Genomic DNA, 1,173 nt, shown 5'->3' on the forward strand with positions numbered 1-1,173 from the left:
AACTCCTTGATCGAGGCCACCACCGGGCGGATGTTGATCAGGGTCTGCGGAGTGATCGCCTCCACGTCCTGGGTGGTCATCCGCTCCCGGACCACCCGCTCCATCCGGGCCAGACCCAGCCGGACCTGGTTTTGGATCAGCTCACCCACCGTGCGCAGCCGCCGGTTGCCAAAGTGGTCGATGTCATCGACCTCGATCGGCACCGCCACCCCGCCCAGCGAACCCTCCTCCTCGCCGGCATGCAGCCGCACCAGGTACTCGATGGTGGCCACGATGTCATCCTCGGTCAACGTGCCCTGGTTGGTCTCCAGGTCCAGACCGAGCTTCTTGTTGACCTTGTAACGGCCCACCTTGGCCAGGTCATACCGCTTGGGGTTGAAGTACAGGTTCTCCAACAGCGTCTGCGCCGACTCACGCGTGGGCGGCTCACCCGGGCGCAGCTTGCGGTAGATGTCCAGCAGCGCATCATCCTGACCGGAGGTGTGGTCCTTCTCCAGCGTGATGTTGATCGACTCATACGCGCCGAACCGCTCCCGGATCCGCGCCTCGTCCCAGCCCAGCGCCTTCAGCAACACCGTCACCGGCTGCTTGCGCTTGCGGTCGATGCGCACACCCACGTTGTCGCGCTTGTCGATCTCAAACTCCAGCCAGGCCCCCCGGCTGGGAATCACCCGACACCCATAGATGTCCTTGTCGCTGGCCTTGTCCAGCGCGCGGTCGAAGTACACCCCCGGCGACCGCACCAGCTGCGAGACCACCACCCGCTCGGTCCCGTTGATGATGAAGGTGCCCTTGGGCGTCATGAGCGGGAAGTCCCCCATGAACACCGTCTGGCTCTTGATCTCACCGGTGGTGTTGTTGATGAACTCCGCCGTGACGAACATCGGGGCGGAGTAGGTCATGTCCTTGTCCTTGCACTCCTCCACGGAGTACTTGGGCGGCTCGAACCGGTGATCCCGGAACGACAGCGACATGGTCCCCGAGAAGTCCTCAATCGGACTGATCTCTTCGAAGATCTCTTCCAGGCCCGACTGGGTCGGGACGCTCTTGCTTCCGGCCTTCTGGGCCGCCTCGACCCGGGCCTTCCACCTCTCGTTGCCCAGCAGCCAGTCAAAAGAGTTGGTCTGCAGAGCAAGGAGGTCCGGGACTTCGAGCGGCTCCTTGATGCGCGCG

General features: G+C 63.8%; 1 pseudogene. It reads right to left on the reverse strand.

The window, feature by feature from the left end:
- Positions 1-1,173: pseudogene (locus AKI01S_RS48605) on the reverse strand (DNA-directed RNA polymerase subunit beta); the annotation flags it as partial.

The organism is Actinomadura kijaniata NBRC 14229, from assembly GCF_001552175.1.
GTDB lineage: Bacteria > Actinomycetota > Actinomycetes > Streptosporangiales > Streptosporangiaceae > Spirillospora > Spirillospora kijaniata.